The sequence below is a fragment of the Rhizobacter sp. P2_H3 genome (assembly GCF_056403355.1).
Genome location: NZ_JBFUFQ010000428.1, coordinates 1 through 2,369, shown reverse-complemented (window position 1 = coordinate 2,369; position 2,369 = coordinate 1). Strand labels below are relative to the sequence as shown.

The following is a 2,369-nucleotide window of genomic DNA, read 5'->3' as shown; positions in this document are numbered from 1 at the left end:
TTCCAGGGCGGGCGGCTGCTCGGCTACGCGCTCGGCGGCGCGCTGGTCGCCTCCAGCGTCTCGGCACTCGCCTGGCTCGGCCAGGCCACGCCGGCCCTGCGGCCGCTGTGGGCGCTGCTGCACGTGGCCGGCATCGCGCTCGGCCTGTGGCTGCTGTTCAGCGGGCGGCAGCCGCGCTGGCTCGCCCAGCTCGGACAGGCACCGGCCGTGCCGCACGCGCCGCGCGCCGACGGCTGGCAGGTGATGGCCGGGCCGCTGAAGGCGGGCGCTGCCGGCACGCTGTGGGTCGCCTGGCCGTGCGGGCTGCTGCAGTCGGCGCTGGTGCTCGCGGCGCTCGCGGACGGCGCCCTGGCCGGTGCCGGCGTGATGATCGCGTTCGGCGCGGCGTCATCGCTCACGCTCTGGGGCGCACCGCTGCTGTGGGCGCGGCTCGACCGGCGCGCGCTCGCCTGGAGCATCCGGCTCGCCGGCCTGTGCCTGGTGATCGGCTCCGGCTGGTCGCTCGGCCACGGGCTGTGGCCGCAGTCGGCGCTCTTCTGCGCGACCTGACGCCACTGCTTGACCGGCATCAAGCCGGCGCCGCGCTCGTGCGCTTTCAATGTCGGCAGCCCCTGAACTCTTCCCACACGACCATGAGCCTTCCCTCTTCGCCGCGCACCTTCATCGTCGGCAGCGGCATCGCCGCGTTGTCCGCCGCCGTGCTGCTGATCCGCGACGCCGGCTGGCGCGGCCGCGACATCCGCATCCTCGAGGAGCTGCCGGTCGCCGGCGGCGCGCTCGACGGCAGCGGCGACCCGACCGGCGGCTTCCTGACGCGCGGCGGGCGCATGTGGACCGAAGAGGCCTACGTGTGCCTGTGGGACGTGCTGGCCGGCGTGCCCTCGCTCGGCGATGCATCGCGCAGCGTGAAGGACGAGGTGCGGCAGTTCAACGCCGAGGTGCTGACGCACGCGCAGGCACGGCTGATCGACCGCCAACACCACATCCTGGACGCGAGCGAGCTCGGCTTCGACCTGCACGACCGGCTCGACCTGGTGCGGCTGCTYGTCACGCCGGAACGGCTGCTCGGCACGCGCCGCATCGACGACTGGTTCGCCCCGCACTTCTTCGAGACGAACTTCTGGGCGATGTGGCGCACCACCTTCGCGTTCCAGAACTGGCACAGCGCGGTCGAGCTGCGCCGCTACATGCTGCGCTTCCTGCAGGAGTTCCCGCGCATCCACACGCTCGGCGGGGTGCGGCGCACGCCGCTGAACCAGTACGACTCGGTGGTGAGGCCGATGCAGGAGTGGCTGGCCACGCACGGCGTCGTGTTCGAACACGGCAGCCGCGTGCTCGATGCCGACTTCATCGAGGACGGCAGCGGCCGGCGCATCGACACGCTGCACGGCGAGCGCAACGGCCGGCCGTTCAGGATCGACCTCGGCCGCGAGGACAAGGTGTTCCTGACGCTCGGGTCGATGACGGCCGATTCGCGCCGCGGCGGCCATGACCGTGCGGCCGAGCTGGTGCGCGAGCCGCTCGACGGCGCCTGGACGCTGTGGAAGCGCCTCGCGCGCAAGGCGCCGGGCTTCGGCCGGCCGCAGGCCTTCTGCGGCGACGTCGACCTGAGCAAGTGGCTGTCGTTCACGCTGACGCTGCGCAACCCGGCGCTGATCCAGCGCATCCGCGAGTTCTCGGGCAACGAGCCCGGCACCGGCGGGCTGATGACGTTCAAGGACTCGAACTGGCTGATGTCGATCGTCGTGCCGCATGCGCCGCACTTCGCGAACCAGCCCGACGGCGTCTGGACGGTGTGGGGCTACGGGCTGTTCGTCGACAAGCCGGGCAACTTCGTCGACAAGCCGATGGCCGACTGCAGCGGCCGCGAGATCCTGACCGAGCTGGTCCGCCACCTCGGCTTCACCGACATCCTCGACCAGCTGCTCGCCACCAGCACCGCGATCCCGGTGATGATGCCGTACATCACCAGCGAGTTCGCCTGCCGCGAGGCCGGCGACCGGCCGGCAGTGGTGCCGAAGGGCGCGCTGAACTACGCGCTGCTCGGGCAGTACGTCGAGATCCCCGAAGACGTGGTCTTCACGGTCGAGTACTCGGTGCGCAGCGCGATGCATGCGGTGTACGGACTGCTCGGCATCGAGCGGCCGATCCCGCCGGTCTACCACGCGATCGCCGATCCGGCGGTGGCGCTGGCGGCGATGAGGACGCTGGTGGGCTGAGGCCCCCGTACGGACCCGGCAAGCCGCCGGGCTCACAGCAGATGCGCCGCCAGGACGCGACCGTCACCATCTGCCCGAGGCGCCGCCGCCACCGAAACCGCCTCCTCCGCCACCGTGGCCGCCCCGCCCGCCCCCGCCCCCGCCCCCGCC

General features: G+C 72.5%; 2 protein-coding genes. Both read left to right on the top strand.

The window, feature by feature from the left end; all coding sequences use genetic code 11:
* Window positions 1-549 (top strand): urease accessory protein UreH domain-containing protein (locus AC1D1T_RS31915; RefSeq protein WP_477993376.1); only part of this gene is annotated, 549 nt, incomplete at its 5' end.
* A gap of 83 nt (window positions 550-632) precedes the next feature.
* A complete protein-coding gene (locus tag AC1D1T_RS31910) occupies window positions 633-2,219 on the top strand; it encodes an oleate hydratase (protein WP_477993375.1) in 1,587 nt (528 codons plus the stop codon).
* Window positions 2,220-2,369: the final 150 nt, after the last annotated feature.